Here is a 13,459-nt window from a genome sequence, read left to right on the forward strand (position 1 = left end):
GCCGTTTGTCTGTGGGAGTGTCAGGCGCCAGGCCAGGTGTCTGAGAGTCGGTAGCCTTGGGGCCAGGGATCGCTCGGATCGAGCAGCAATTGATGGGTGCCGGTGATCCAGGCCCTGCCGGAAATGCATGGGTAGATCGCCGGGCGTCCAGCCACTTCCGTCAGCGAATCGATGCGGCAGTGGAACTCGGAACCGATGATCGAACGGCCGATAAAACGCTCGCCCACCTGCATCAGCCCCTTGGCCTGCAGCACCGCCATGCGCGCCGAGCAGCCGGTGCCGGTCGGCGAGCGGTCGATCTTGCCGGGTTGGATCACCACCGCGTTGGCCCCGGTGGCGATGCCATTTTCAACGACTACGGGCGCAGCGATCTGGCAGAAGGAAATATGCGACCACTCGGGGTTCAGCGGATGGACGAAGCCCAGTTGTTCGTTGGCCGCGCGGGTGATTTTCAGCCCGACCTCGACCAGTTCCGCGGCCTCGTCTGGGCAGATGGAAAAGCCCAGACGTTTAGCGTCGGCGATCACAAAACTGTCCCCGCCGTAAGCGGTGTCGACTTGCAATGAGCCGAGGCCTTCGACTTCGATCCAGGCGTCGAGACGGTCGGCGAAGGACGGCACGTTCTTGATTTCCACCCGTTCGACCTTGCCGTCGCGGCAATCGGCCACGGCCTCGATCAGTCCGCCGGGTGCCTCGAGCACCAGCCGGGTTTGCGGTTCGGTCATCGGCAGGATGCCGCTGTCGAGCAGCACCGTGGCCACGCACAGCGAGTTGGAACCGGACATCGGGGGCGTGTCGGCCGGTTCCATGATGATCCAGGCCATCTGCGCCCGAGGGTCCTTGGCCGGCACCAGCAGGTTGACGTGGCGGAACACCCCGCCACGCGGCTCGTTGAGCACGAAGTTGCGCAGGGTCTGGTCGTTGGCGATCCAGCGCGACTGTTCCCAAATGGTGGCGCCGGGGGGCGGGGCGACACCGCCGACTATCACGTCGCCGACTTCGCCTTCGGCATGACAGCTGACCACATGAATGACTTTCGATGAGCGCATTGCCTGCTCCTTGTTTCGTCTGTTAGGGCCTCATCGCGAGCAAGCTCGCTCCCACAGGGTTTGGGGGGTGTATACCAAATTGATGACCGACACAGATCACTGTGGGAGCGAGCTTGCTCGCGATGGGGCCATCAGCTACTTCACCGACTTGAGAAAGGCCGCGGTTTCCGCGTGCAGCGGGTTGCCGATGACCTGGTCGGGCGAGCCGATCTCATGGACCAGGCCATTGCGAAAGAACGCCACGCGGTCCGACACATCGCGGGCGAAGCGGATTTCGTGGGTCACCAGGACCATGGTCATGCCGTCTTCGGCGAGCATGCGCATGGTGTCCAGCACCTCGCCCACCAGTTGCGGGTCGAGGGCCGAGGTGGCTTCGTCGAACAGCATGTAGTCCGGCGACATCGCCAGGGCACGGGCGATGGCCATGCGTTGTTGCTGACCGCCGGACAGCTTGCCGGGGAACGCCTTGAGCTTGTCACCCAGACCGACGTGGGTCAGTTGCCGGACCGCCAGCTCCTCGGCTTCGGCCTTGCTCTTGCCGAGCACTTTACGCGGCGCCAGCATCACGTTTTCCAGCACGGTCAGGTGCGGGAAGGCGTTCCATTGCTGGAAGACTATGCCGATCTTCTGCCGCAGGCGATTGAGGTCGGTGGCGCTGTGGTGGACCTCGACGCCGTCGACGCGGATGTTGCCTTGCTGGATCGGTTCCAGGCCGTTGATGCACATCAGTAGGGTCGATTTTCCGGAGCCGGAGCCGCCGATGATCGACACCACCTCGCCCTTTTTAACCGTCAGGCTGACGCCCTTGACCACTGCGAGGTCGCCGAAGGATTTATGTACGTTGTCGATCTCAATCATTTTCTTGCCACCTTCTTTCCAGACGAGCGCCGAGGCGAGCGACCACCAGGCTCATGACGTAGTAGATAAGGCCCGCGATACACAGCACCAGCAGCGGTTCCTGGATGCGGGTGACGATGGTTTGCGAGGCGCGCAGCAGTTCGACGATGCCGATCCACATCACCAGCGCGGTGTCTTTCATCACGCTGAGCACCAGGTTCAGCCAGCCGGGGAAGGCCACCCGCGTGGCCATCGGCAGGACGATCCAGCGCAGATCCTGGAGGAAGCTCAGGCCCAGCGAGCGACTGGCCCGGCGCAGGGTGAACGGTACCGAGAGCACGCCGCTGCGCACGATCTCGGTGAAGTAGGCGGCGGCGTAGACCCCGAGCACGATGCAGCCGACGCTGAAGGCGCTGATGTTCAAGCCGACGATGCTCTTCAGCGAGTTGAACAGAACGAACTGGATCAGCAGCGGCACGCTGCGAAACACGTCCAGCACCCAGGCCAGTGGCAGGCTGGCTCTGGGCAACAGAGCCCGCAGCAGGCCGAACAGCAGCCCGGCAAAGGAGCCGAGGAGTATCGCCCAGCAGGTCAGTTGCAGAGTGACCCAGGCACCATCGAGCAGGAACAGCAGGTCGTTCCAGGAAAAACTGGTTGGAAACATGGACAGGTCCTCAGTAACGGAACAGCCGCCAGGCCATCAGCCGGGCTGCCGCGACGATCGCCTTGGCAATCAGGTAATACAGCGCCGCGGCGATGGCGAAGTACTCGAAGGTGCGGAACGTCTTGACGTTGTAGTCCTGGGTCACCCCGGTGAGGTCATTGTTCAGCCCGACTATCACCCCCAGCGAGGTCATCAAGACCGCCCAGACCATCTGGTTGCTCAAGGGGTAGAAGACGATCCGCAGCAGTTGCGGGACGATGATCATCCGGTAGGCCTGGAAGGCACTCATGCCCAGCGAGCGCGCGGCGCGCACTTGGGTGTCGGGCACGGCCTTGAGGCCGCCGCGAAAGTTTTCCGCCAGGTAGCCGGCATTGTTGAAGGTGATCCCGGCCAGCAGCGCGAACCAGGAACTGACATGCAAGCCGAGCGAACCGAGCCCGAAGTACAGAACGTAGATCTGGAACAGCGACGGGGTGTTGCGGGCAATCGATACCCAACCGTTGCCGATGCCGCGCAGCAGCGGGTGTCGGGTTTCGCGCATAACTGTCAGAGCCAGGGCGATCAGCACGCCGAAGATCATCGACAGCGCGGCGGTCTCGAAGGTGACCCAGGCGCCACCGAGCATGTCCGGCAGGGCGCGCAGCGTCGCGCGCCATTGGAAGGTGTAATCAAACATGCGCGTGGTTCTCCAAGGGGGTGGCAGATTGCAGCCAGGCCGGCAGACGACCACTGGCCGTGGCACTGCAGGCGGCGTCGACGCATTCGGCAAGGCTGGCGAAATGGACGTTGCGCCCCACAAGGCCGGGTGCGTAGTGAGCGTATTTGCCGGAATTGGTCATCAAGTTTTTTGCGGCCAGCGGGATCACCGGTTCGCCGAGCATGCACCAGCAGGTATCGGTGACCAGGGTTGCGCCGAAGGCTTCGATCATTGCGATATGCCCGGCCTTGCGAGCCCGCTCCAGCACCGCCCGGCCGCAGGTAATGGCGAGGACCACCTCTGGGTGTTTGTGCCTACCGCGACACAGCCGCGCCAGGTGGGCGAATTCGCTGAGGGAGAAATGCGGGTTGCCCAGGGAGACCACGTCCACCCGGTTATCGCGGGCACTGTTGAGCTCGCGCCAGCTGACCAGCAGGTCCTTCAGACGGATTTTTTCCACCGGCACGGGGTGATCGGGCTCCAGCACCTGTGCCGGATCGAGTGCCTCCGGGGTCACCCCGGCGATATGAAACAACGGCGCGGAGGAGGTGGTGGCGAAGGCCGCGCCGAAGGCTTTCAGGTCGTCGAGACTCGGCCTGCGCTGTTCCAGGCCCAGCACCAGCGGGATCCGACTGCCGGCCAGGGCGCCTATGTGGTAACCGAGCAGCGGGTAGAAGGCGTCGTCCAGCTCGCCCAGGGCGGGCAACTCGATTTGCAGACGAGCCTTGCGTTGCGCCTCCAGATGACAGCCAATCAGTGGCGCGCGGCCGGTCAGGGCAATGCAGATATCCAGGTAGTCCGGGTATTTCAGGGTGCGTGCGCCGAGCACACTGTTGGCGTAGACCACCGCGTTGGATTCGGCCCAGACGATCTGCTCGCCAGCCTTCGGCGCGCTGTCGAGCAGGTAGGGCGCGCAGGTGAAGCTGAGCTGCGCGCCCATCGCCATATAGGCATCGCCCAAGGCACTGGCCGGTTCGCCGAGGGCCGGGTCGATGCCCAGCTCGCGCCAGCGGCGCTGGTCGACGGAAATCGAATTGAGGGTGGTCGGCACCCGTACTGTTGCCCCCCATTGCACCAGTTGTTCGGCAAAGCGCAGGCTCGCCGGGCCGGTATAGATGCAGCCGTCGATGTGCGCCTGGGTGACATCCACCAGGCTGTGGGCTCCTTGCAGTTCGGCCATGCGCAGGACGATCCGCATGGCCACCTGGGCGGCCTTGCCATGCTGGCCGTCGAGCAGCGCCCGGTCGAGTCCGTTGAGCTCGATCGAGGCGCTGGTTTCTGCTGTCGGCAAAGGACGGTCCTGTGCCTGCCAGGCATCGCCGGGCAGGTGTTGGAACAGTGTCAACGAGGAGCCTTGGACCCGGGCGAAGGCCTTGCCGCGCAAGGCGGCGAAGGCCTCCCTGCCGATGCACAGCACCGGCAGGGAACGCTGGAAAATGGTTTGTGCCACCAGCACGCCGAGGGTCAGGATCTCATCGGGCTCGGCCAGCACCAGTGCGGCGGGCGCGTGACCGTTGCTGATCAGTTCCATCAGCACACTACTGCCGGTGCACGAGCCGCGGCCGCTGGGAATGGCCAGCACGCGACCGGCCAGGAATTCGCCGCTGAGGGGGTGGTGACGGTCGATGACCTCGCCACTATACGAGTCGACCCCGCCCCAGAAGCTCAGCCCGACATCGGCGAACAGCAGGGCGCCCTGGGCGGCGCCCGCGACCAGGCTGCGCCCGGTCAGGGAAGTGGTCCTGGGCATGCCGGACACCTCAGTAGTAGACCTGTGGCACGGTCAGGTTGGTCGGCGGAATCTCTGTGCCGACCCATTTGACGAACAACTCTTTGTAACGGCCGCTGCGCACCTGCTGGTTGACGAACAGATTGAGATAGTTGAGCAGGCCATACTCGTTGCGCTTGGCGCCGAGGGACACGTAGTCGATCACGTACGGGGCGTTACCGGCTATTTTCAGGTTCTTGTATTTACCTGACTTAAGTGTAGCGGCGGCCACGGTATTGGTGACCACGGTGGCGTCGATGTGCCCCTGGGCGACCGCCAGCAGCGTGTCGTTCTGCGACTGATAGGCGCGGAAGGTGCCGCTGCCCCAGTTCTTCACGTCTTTTTCCAGGGCGATGGCTTCATAGGTGCCGCTGGTGTTGCCCAAGGCTTTGCCTTTGATATCGGCGAAGCTGTTGATGCCAGTGTTGTCGCGGGTCAGCACCACCATCTGAAAGGCGAAGTACGGCACGGTGAGGCCGACGGTCTTGGCCCGTTCGAGGGTGTCGGAGGTGGAGGCGACTATCACGTCGGCCCGCCCGGAGACCAGAGCTGGAATCCGGTCGGGGAATGGCGTTTCAACCACTTCGGCATCGACCCCGAGGATTTTCGCCAGGTCGTGGCAGTAGTCCACGTCAAAACCTGCGGGATTGTTGCCTTCATCGCGAAAACCCATGGGCGGGAAGTCCAGGGTCACGGCGCAGCGCAGCTTGCCCGAACCAATGATCTCGTCGAGCTTGTCGGCCTGTGCGGTGGCAACAAAGGAAGTACTTAGAACAGCGCTGAGGGCTACGGCAAATGCGGGGTTTTTCATAGAGGCCTCGTGGTCGGAAAGTGCTGTTGGATATCGTATTGTGAATTTCGTATACGATATTTTATTAGCAATGAGCGTGCCTGTTTTCGAGCGGATTCGAGAATTCACCGGCAACCCTTGAGCCAGAGTCTTCCAGGTTCGACAGAACAGCGAGGGCATCCATGGGCAGTATCAGCGGGGTGTTACAGAAGGGAGCAACAGGGACGCCGGGCGCCCCTTAAAGGAACACTCGCCCGGATTCAGCGACGGCTTTCGCGATACTGGCTGGGCGAGAGACTGGTCAACGCGCGGAACTGTCGGCTGAAGGCACTGTGGTCGGTGTAACCGCAGCGCAGGGCAATCTCGGTGATGGGCAGTTCGGTGTCCAGCAACAGCCGTGAGGCTTCCTCCAGTCGGGCCTTGTGAATCATCTGCCGTGGGGTGAGCTGGAACACCCGCTTGCAGTGACGCTCCAGTTGCGCCACGGAAAACCCGGCGATCGCCGTCAGCTCGGCGAGGCTGATGGCCCGGGCGAAGTGGCTGCGGATATGCGCGTCCACCGCGGCGAGTTTCTGGAAGGCCGGATGGCTCGACTGTGGCAGTTGCAGGTCGCGGGAGATGCCGGCCAGGCCGACGATATGCCCCTGCTGGTCGTGCAACGCGACTTTGTGGGTCAGGCACCAGACGGGTTGGTTGCCGTAATAAAGGTGCAGTTCAAGCTGGTCGGCCAGCTCGCGACCGCTGGACAGCACTCGACGATCCTGCTCGGTGTACAGCGGACCGAAGCGCTCCGGGAAGACCATTTCGGCGGTGCGCCCGAGCAGCTCGGAACTGTGTTTGAAGCCACAGCGTCGGGCCAGGGTCTGGTTGACGAAGGCGTAGCGGGCCTCGCTGTCTTTGATGAAAAACACCACATCCGACAGGGTATCGAGCAACGCCGCGATCGGCTGCAGACTGCTCAGCAGGGTCGGCAGGTCGCAGGGTTTGAAGGTAGTGAGCGAGGCGTACATGGCGCTGGAGGTCTGGTGGGTGACCTGCGGGATCATAAAGACTCGGTAGCGGACCCGAAAGCCCCGGGCCGGTAATCAGGTCGACGGAGTGTCGCCCAGGCACAACAAGGTCTCGATCCGCGCCGGACTGAACGGCGGGCGTGGCGCCGAGGGTTGCCAGCCGAACAGGTGCTGCAGTGCGCCGCCGCACACCCGGCCCTGGCAGGCGCCCATGCCACAGCGGCTGGCCAGCTTGGCCTCGCGCCAGCCAGTGTGCCCGGCCAGTGCCCCATAGGGTACGTCTTCGCAGCGGCATACCAGCGTATCGGCCTGGGCCAGCGACTTGAGTCGTGGGTCGAGGGCGAATGCCTGATTCAGCGCTTTGGCGAAACCCTGCCAGCGCGCACGCCGCGGCCACAATTCTCGGGCCGCCTGACTGTCACCGACGGCTGCATGGCCAGCGATCGCGCCTTCGACCAACGCCAGTTCACTGCCACCGAAGCCGGTGCATTCGCCCGCCGCGTAGTGATCGGCGCGGCTGCTGGCTTGCCAGGCATCGACGGCGAGCGCCTGGCCTTCGAGGGCGCAGCCCAAGGCTTCGCCGAGCTGGGTGTTGGGAATCAGGCCGAAGCCGCAGGCCAGTCGATCGCAAGCCAGCTCGACGACTTTTCCCTGCTGGTGCAGGCGCACGCCTTCCAGCCGCTCATTGCCCAAGGCGGCCAGTACGTGGGTCCGGGTACGATAATGGCGGTCAAACAAAGTGAACGACTGCATCAGCTTGTTAGGCCAGCGTGGCAGTTGTGCGGCGAAACCGGCGACGGCGACCGTGGAGGCCTGCTCGGCAATGCGCAGGACCTGCGCACCGTATTTTTTCGCGGTGGCGACGCTGGCCAGCAGCAACGGCCCGCTGCCAGCGATCACCAGGCGTTCGCCGTGCACGGACAAACCGCCCTTGATCAGTGCCTGCAGTCCACCCGCGCCAGTCACCCCGGGCAGCGTCCAGCCAGGGAAGGGCAGGAGCAACTCGCGGGCGCCGGTACACAGAATCAGTTTGTCGTATCTGATCAGCCAGCCACGATCGGGGTCTTCCACCAGCAGTTGTTTCGGGCCGGCGCAGGCGATCACCCGGGTGCCGGAGTAGCGATGGATGTTGCTGCAGGCTTCCAGTTTTTCGCGCAGGCGGCGCGCCTGGTTCGGCAGGCTGGCCTGGGGACCGTCGCGCCAGATTTGCCCGCCCGGCAGCGGGTTATCGTCGAGCAGGACGATGCGTGCAGCGCTTGGTGCCGCGGCGAGCGCGGCAGTGATGCCGGCGGGCCCGGCACCGATGATCAGCAGATCGGCGTATTCGCTCATGCTTGAGTCTCCACGTGCATGCCGTCACGGCACAGAGTCTGGCAGGCCAGGCGCCGTCGACCGTCGATGGTCACCCGGCACTCCTGACAGATACCCATGCCGCATAGCGGTGCGCGGCGCTGGCCGTTGACCGAGGTACGACTGCAACCATCGCCAACCAGGGCCAGTGCGGCAGCGACGCTGGTGCCCTCGGCAACACGCAGGGCACGGCCGTCCAGCATCAATTCAGGCATATGCGGGTTCTCCGAGAAAACGTTGCGGCAAATAAGGTTGCGCGGCCAGCGGTGGCGTTTCGTCGAACAATTGCGCGACCAACAGGTCGGCGGTGCCGGGGGCGGTGGTGACGCCCAGGCCTTCGTGGCCGACCGCCAGCCATAAACCTTTGCGTTGCGGGTGCTGGCCCACCAGCGGCAGGCCGTCGGGGCTGGCGGCGCGAAAACCTGTCCAGGCGCGGATGCCGTTGAGCTGAGCCAGGCCCGGCATATAGTCGATGGCGCGCTTGAGCATTTTCGCCAGCATCCAGCCTTCGACCTGCGGGTCGCTGGTGCCGAACTGTCGCGAGGCGCCGATGAACAACTGCCCGGTTGGCCGCGGCTGAATGTTGCAGGCCGTCGAAGGGCCGCTGGCATTGTGGGCACTGGTGACGTAGCCGAGTTCCACCAGGGTATGGGTGACTTTTCCGGGGTAGCGGTCGGTGATCAGCAAGTGGCCTTTCTTCGGCTCGATCGGCAACTCCGGGCACAGCTCGTTGGCCTGGATGCCGTTGGCCAGCACTACCGCCTCGGCGCTCAGCCAGTGGCCGCCGTCGAGGCGCACGCGGTGGCCATCGACTTCGCTGACCCGCGCCTGGCGCTGGCTGATGTTCGGAGTTTCGAGCATCCAGCGGGCGGTCGCCGGGGCATAGAGAATGCCGTCGCCATTGATCAACAGGCCGCCTTCCAGGCCCTCGCGCAACTCCGGTTCACGCTCACGCAAGGCGCGGCTGGCGATCAACTCGCAGGCCACGCCTTGGGCCTGCAAGTTCAAGTATTTGCTGTGGGCGACCGCCATTTCTTCGACATTGGCCGCCAGCCACAGGGTGCCGTTGCTGCGGTAGGCGCAGCCATCGGGCAGGGCCGGCGCCTGTTCGCGCCAGCGTTGCAGGGAGTATTGGCTGAGGGCCAGCTCTGCCGGATTGTCGTCGAGCACCAGCAGGTGGCCCATGCCCGCTGCCGTCGCCCCGGGCAGGCCGGCATCCAGCACCAGCACGCGCAAGCCGCGCCGGGCCAGCGCCTGGGCACAGGCGGCGCCGATAATGCCGGCGCCGATCACGATCACATCGGCCACCCGGCCCTCGTTCATGGGCGAATGCCCCAGGCGAACGGGTCGTCCTGTTCGATGATCAGGCTGGCTTCGGCGCTGATATAGGCACGGCCACGAATCGTCGGCACGATGCGCTCGCCCTGGGTTTCGTAGGAGCCTTCGAATTCGCTGCCGATGATACTGGCCTGGCGCCAGATCTGTCCTGGCGCAAGCTTGCCGTCGGCCGCCAGGCACGCCAGTTTGGCACTGCTGCCGGTGCCGCAGGGCGAGCGATCGTAGGCCTTGCCAGGACACAGCACGAAGTTGCGGCTGTCGGCCTGCTGGTCATCGGCGAACAGTTCGACATGGTCGATCAGCCCGCCGTCTTCGCCGCGGACACCCTGAACCTCCAGTGCCTGCTGCACGGCGAAGGTGTAGGCAGTCAGTGCCTCGAGGTTGTCGCCAACAATGTGCAGACCATGCTCGGCGATCAGGAAAAACCAGTTACCACCCCAAGCAATATCGCCGACCACCTGGCCAACCCCCGGCACCTGCAGGGTCAACCCCTTGCGGTAACGGTAGGCGGGCACGTTGCGCACGCTGACCGAACGGTCTTGGTGCAGGGTCGCCTGCACCGTCCCTACCGGCGTCTCGATGCTGTGCACGCCGGGGCCGATCTTGCCCAGGTGCGCCAGCGATGCCACCAGGCCGATGGTGCCGTGGCCGCACATCCCGAGGTAGCCACTGTTGTTGAAGAAAATCACTCCGGCACAGGCGGTCGGGTCCACCGGCTCGCAGAGCAGTGCACCGACCAGCACGTCGCTGCCCCGTGGTTCCAGCACACAGGCGGCGCGCCACTGGTCGTGATGGTCGGCCAGCCGCTGGCGACGTTCGGCCATGCTGCCGCTGCCCAGGTCAGGAAAGCCGGCGGTGACCAGGCGGGTGGGTTCGCCGCCGGTGTGGGAGTCGATCACGGTGATGCGTTTCATGGGAGGGCCACGTCCGTTCAGATGAGTGAACGAAAGAGTGGCCTGTGCGGGGGGGTGCCGGCTTGATGGTTTTATCCAGTGCCAATGACGAAATCGGCACAGTGGGTTGAGCGGTCAGTGGCTGTGAGGCAGGTGCTCGAACAGGGTCTTGCAGACCCCGGCAATGTGCTCGTCGAGCAATTTCACCGCGCGATCCACGTCACCGGCGCGACAGGCCGCAAGGATTTCCCGGTGTTCGTGATCGGCGCGTTCCTTGCCGGCCGAAAGGCTCATCTGCATGCGCAGGTAGCGCTCCAGCTTGTCGTTGACCGAGCGGATCAGGCTGACCAGGAACGGTCGCTGTGCCGGTTCGTAGAGGCAGGCGTGCAGTTCCCAGTTGAGCTCGGCCCAGCGTCCCACGTCATCTTCGCCGATGAACTCCTGACAAATCCGTTCGGCACGGGCGAAGGTTTCTTCGGTCATGTTCGGAATGGCCAGGCGCAGCGCCTTGTCTTCGAGCAGCATGCGCACTTCGAACATCTGCGCCAGTTCCGGCTCGGAGATGCTCGTGACCATCGCCCCGCGATTACGCTGGAACATCACCAGGCCCTCGGCTTCCAGGCGTTTGAGCGCCTCGCGCACCGGGATCTTGCTGACGTTGAACTGGCGGGCGATATCGTCCTGGCGAATCGGCTCGTCCTCGGCGAAATGCCCGGCGACGATGGCATCGCGCAGATGCCGGGTGATGATCTCCGAAGTCGAAGGCGAATTGCCCAGGTCCGGTGCGTTGAGTCTAGGTAGGGTCACGGTGGTGGTCGTTCGAAATGATTTGTGGATATGGTATACGAATAAAACCCGGGCGTTGCCCTCGACTTTGCTGCCAATCCGACCATTGGTGAGGCCATAACGCCAAAGCCCGCTGCTGAATATCCTTCAGCAGCGGGCAATTGGGCAGGGTTACGACAACTCACCGACCCTTGAAGTCTGCCTGGCAAATCTCATCAGCCAGTAGTAACCGAGGGCCGGCACCACCAATCCGACCACCCAGGCGAGGTCGATGCCGCCCAGTTGCGTGGCCAGCGGACCGACATACAGGGTGGTATTCATGAACGGGATCTCCACGGCAATGGCGACAATGAAACTGGCGCAGGCGATCCAGTTGACCCGGCCGTAGATGCCGTTCATGTCGAAGATGTCGTCAATCCGGTATTCGCCTTTCCTCAGCCAGTAGAAGTCGACCAGATTGATCGCCGTCCAGGGGATCAGGAAATAGCTCATGAAAAAGATGAAGTTGAGGAAGAAGCTGATGAAGTCATCCTGGCTAATGGTGCACAACGCCGTAGCGATCAGGCTGATGATCAGCATGAACACGCATCTGACCCGTGGCGTGACCCGCAGGCGGGCGAAGGGCTCGATCACCGTGATGGTCGACATGAATGCCCCATAGAGGTTGAAGACGTTGATCGAGACCTGGCCGTAGACGATAAACACGAACAGCAGCAGGGCGACCGGACCAAACAATCCGGCGACATGGCCGCCGACATTGCTGGCGAAGTCGGGAATCGCGACGCTGAGGATTGCGCCGAGGATCATCATCCAGGCACCGCCGCTGACCGTCCCGGCGTAGCTGTACCAGAACACCTGGGGCATCGAGGTCTTGCTCGGCAGGTAGCGTGAGTAGTCGGCTACATAGGGGGCATAGGACAGTTGCCAGGTCACGGCGATGCTCACCGCCATCAGGAATTTCGCCAGCGAGAAGTCCGTCGCCGCCCATTGCTCCGGGGCGATCGGCAGGCTCAATGCAAGCAGCGTGGCAGCGATGAATACCAGCAACGACAGAATCGACAGCAGTTTTTGCAGCCGATGGATCAGCCGGTAGCCATATAGCGCCACCACAAAACACAGCGCGCCGATCAGCAGAATGTTGCCATTGCTACCCAGCGGGCTGACCGTCTCCAGGGCCTGGGCCGCGAGCAAGGTGTTGCTGACGAAGAAGCCGAGGTAGATCAGCATCACGAACAGCAACGGCAGGATCGCCCCGATCACCCCGAACTGCGCGCGGCTCTGGATCATTTGCGGGATGCCCAACCGGGGTCCCTGGGCCGAGTGCGAGGCCATGAAAATCGCCCCCAGCAGCGAGCCGAGAATGATCGCCAGCGCGCTCCACAGCAGATTCAGCCCCAGCACCACGGGCAGCACGCCAGAGGCGATGGTGGTGATGTTCATGTTGGCGCCGAACCAGATGAAAAACAGTGAGCCGGGTTTGCCATGGCGTTCGGTTTCAGGAATGAAATCGATGCTTCTTTTTTCGATACTCATGGCAGTCACTCCTGGCACTGAAGGCTGGATTGGAGGCGGGCAATGGCGTTCGGCAACTCGTCAGGCTGGTGGGCGAACAGGTCTGGTTGGCGGGGCGCGCAGCAGGTGAATGGTTCACCACTAAGGGAGCGGAGGAATTGCTCGCAGCTGAACAACTCGATGCAGTACACCCAGTTGGCCATGATCAGCAGTGCCGAGTAGTGCGCCGCCCGGGTGCTGGTGGTACAGGCGTCGGTGATCAGCTGGACGCGGTAGCCCAGGGAGAAGGCGTCGAACACTGTGGTCAGGACACAGACATCGGTCAGGACTCCGCTGACGATCAGGGTGTCGACGCCCAGCTGTTTGAGTCGAGCGTCGAGATCGGTCTGGTGAAAGCCGCTGTAGCGATGTTTGTCGATGACCTGCTCGTCCGGCAAAGGCGCCAGCGCAGGGATGATTTCTACTTGAGCGGTGCCAGCCCGATAGCTGCTCGGGCCACCATCGGCGGACCGGGGCTCGCCGGGCGGCAGGCCAACGCCGTCAGCCTGATTGATATGTCGGGTGTAGAACACCGGAATAGTGTGACGGCGGGCTGCCGTGAGTAATGCAAGATTGTGGGCGATGACTCCCTGGAAGTTTTCCAGGGTGAAGCCATCTTCCTGTTGCATGTCGATGATCAACAGTGCGTTTTTATTATTCATGGGGCAAACCTGATAAAGCGCGCGGCACCAACGGCCGCCACGCGGACTCGATCGAATCGAGTCG

General features: G+C 63.4%; 14 protein-coding genes. All 14 read right to left on the minus strand.

The genetic code is table 11. The features are described 5' to 3' along the window. Positions 1 to 20: 20 nt before the first annotated feature. Positions 21 to 1,049 carry a trans-3-hydroxy-L-proline dehydratase gene (locus ACA064_RS09710; protein ID WP_497673153.1) on the minus strand — a complete coding sequence of 343 codons (1,029 nt, stop codon included), beginning with the start codon at positions 1,047 to 1,049 and terminating at the stop codon, positions 21 to 23. Between the two features lie 135 nt (positions 1,050 to 1,184). Next, on the minus strand, positions 1,185 to 1,907 hold the full coding sequence (locus ACA064_RS09715; protein ID WP_497673154.1) for an amino acid ABC transporter ATP-binding protein: 723 nt from the start codon (positions 1,905 to 1,907) through the stop codon (positions 1,185 to 1,187). Further along, positions 1,900 to 2,550 (minus strand): amino acid ABC transporter permease, encoded by a 651-nt coding sequence (locus tag ACA064_RS09720; RefSeq protein WP_497673155.1) that lies wholly within the window; start codon positions 2,548 to 2,550, stop codon positions 1,900 to 1,902. The genes ACA064_RS09715 and ACA064_RS09720 overlap by 8 nt, the downstream gene beginning before the upstream one ends. Positions 2,551 to 2,560: 10 nt before the next feature. Beyond that, positions 2,561 to 3,226, minus strand: a complete 666-nt coding sequence (locus tag ACA064_RS09725) for an amino acid ABC transporter permease (protein ID WP_497673156.1) — start codon at positions 3,224 to 3,226, stop codon at positions 2,561 to 2,563. Then, the gene (gene lhpI / locus ACA064_RS09730; RefSeq protein WP_497673157.1) at positions 3,219 to 4,997 is read right to left on the minus strand and encodes a cis-3-hydroxy-L-proline dehydratase; all 1,779 of its coding nucleotides are present in this window, start codon (positions 4,995 to 4,997) and stop codon (positions 3,219 to 3,221) included. The genes ACA064_RS09725 and lhpI overlap by 8 nt, the downstream gene beginning before the upstream one ends. A 10-nt stretch (positions 4,998 to 5,007) precedes the next feature. After that, complete coding sequence (locus tag ACA064_RS09735) at positions 5,008 to 5,826, minus strand: ABC transporter substrate-binding protein (protein WP_497673158.1); 819 nt, start codon at positions 5,824 to 5,826, stop codon at positions 5,008 to 5,010. Between the two features lie 239 nt (positions 5,827 to 6,065). Next, positions 6,066 to 6,815 (minus strand): AraC family transcriptional regulator, encoded by a 750-nt coding sequence (locus tag ACA064_RS09740; protein WP_497674208.1) that lies wholly within the window; start codon positions 6,813 to 6,815, stop codon positions 6,066 to 6,068. 75 nt (positions 6,816 to 6,890) lie between these two features. Continuing rightward, positions 6,891 to 8,147: an FAD-dependent oxidoreductase gene (locus ACA064_RS09745; RefSeq protein WP_497673159.1), complete on the minus strand. Its 1,257-nt coding sequence runs from the start codon at positions 8,145 to 8,147 to the stop codon at positions 6,891 to 6,893. Then, positions 8,144 to 8,380 carry a (2Fe-2S)-binding protein gene (locus tag ACA064_RS09750; RefSeq protein ID WP_497673160.1) on the minus strand — a complete coding sequence of 79 codons (237 nt, stop codon included), beginning with the start codon at positions 8,378 to 8,380 and terminating at the stop codon, positions 8,144 to 8,146. Before ACA064_RS09750 ends, ACA064_RS09745 begins: the two co-directional genes overlap by 4 nt. Then, entirely contained in the window at positions 8,373 to 9,488 is a 1,116-nt protein-coding gene (locus ACA064_RS09755) for an NAD(P)/FAD-dependent oxidoreductase (RefSeq protein WP_497673161.1), read from the minus strand. The genes ACA064_RS09750 and ACA064_RS09755 overlap by 8 nt, the downstream gene beginning before the upstream one ends. Beyond that, a complete protein-coding gene (locus tag ACA064_RS09760) occupies positions 9,485 to 10,417 on the minus strand; it encodes a 4-hydroxyproline epimerase (RefSeq protein WP_497673162.1) in 933 nt (310 codons plus the stop codon). Before ACA064_RS09760 ends, ACA064_RS09755 begins: the two co-directional genes overlap by 4 nt. 114 nt (positions 10,418 to 10,531) lie before the next feature. Then, on the minus strand, positions 10,532 to 11,203 hold the full coding sequence (locus ACA064_RS09765) for a GntR family transcriptional regulator (RefSeq protein WP_497673163.1): 672 nt from the start codon (positions 11,201 to 11,203) through the stop codon (positions 10,532 to 10,534). A gap of 150 nt (positions 11,204 to 11,353) precedes the next feature. Next, entirely contained in the window at positions 11,354 to 12,715 is a 1,362-nt protein-coding gene (locus ACA064_RS09770; RefSeq protein WP_497673164.1) for a purine-cytosine permease family protein, read from the minus strand. A 5-nt stretch (positions 12,716 to 12,720) separates the two neighbouring features. Continuing rightward, positions 12,721 to 13,395 (minus strand): cysteine hydrolase family protein, encoded by a 675-nt coding sequence (locus tag ACA064_RS09775; RefSeq protein ID WP_497673165.1) that lies wholly within the window; start codon positions 13,393 to 13,395, stop codon positions 12,721 to 12,723. Positions 13,396 to 13,459: the final 64 nt, after the last annotated feature.

Source organism: Pseudomonas sp. LBUM1658, from assembly GCF_059716055.1.

Excerpts from the sequence above, each read along its gene's own strand:
- ACA064_RS09710 (WP_497673153.1), bottom strand. The coding sequence starts at position 1,049 with ATGCGCTCATCGAAAGTCATTCATGTGGTCAGCTGTCATGCCGAAGGC.
- ACA064_RS09715 (WP_497673154.1), bottom strand. The coding sequence starts at position 1,907 with ATGATTGAGATCGACAACGTACATAAATCCTTCGGCGACCTCGCAGTG.
- ACA064_RS09720 (WP_497673155.1), bottom strand. The coding sequence starts at position 2,550 with ATGTTTCCAACCAGTTTTTCCTGGAACGACCTGCTGTTCCTGCTCGAT.
- ACA064_RS09725 (WP_497673156.1), bottom strand. The coding sequence starts at position 3,226 with ATGTTTGATTACACCTTCCAATGGCGCGCGACGCTGCGCGCCCTGCCG.
- lhpI (WP_497673157.1), bottom strand. The coding sequence starts at position 4,997 with ATGCCCAGGACCACTTCCCTGACCGGGCGCAGCCTGGTCGCGGGCGCC.
- ACA064_RS09735 (WP_497673158.1), bottom strand. The coding sequence starts at position 5,826 with ATGAAAAACCCCGCATTTGCCGTAGCCCTCAGCGCTGTTCTAAGTACT.
- ACA064_RS09740 (WP_497674208.1), bottom strand. The coding sequence starts at position 6,815 with ATGTACGCCTCGCTCACTACCTTCAAACCCTGCGACCTGCCGACCCTG.
- ACA064_RS09745 (WP_497673159.1), bottom strand. The coding sequence starts at position 8,147 with ATGAGCGAATACGCCGATCTGCTGATCATCGGTGCCGGGCCCGCCGGC.
- ACA064_RS09750 (WP_497673160.1), bottom strand. The coding sequence starts at position 8,380 with ATGCCTGAATTGATGCTGGACGGCCGTGCCCTGCGTGTTGCCGAGGGC.
- ACA064_RS09755 (WP_497673161.1), bottom strand. The coding sequence starts at position 9,488 with ATGAACGAGGGCCGGGTGGCCGATGTGATCGTGATCGGCGCCGGCATT.
- ACA064_RS09760 (WP_497673162.1), bottom strand. The coding sequence starts at position 10,417 with ATGAAACGCATCACCGTGATCGACTCCCACACCGGCGGCGAACCCACC.
- ACA064_RS09770 (WP_497673164.1), bottom strand. The coding sequence starts at position 12,715 with ATGAGTATCGAAAAAAGAAGCATCGATTTCATTCCTGAAACCGAACGC.
- ACA064_RS09775 (WP_497673165.1), bottom strand. The coding sequence starts at position 13,395 with ATGAATAATAAAAACGCACTGTTGATCATCGACATGCAACAGGAAGAT.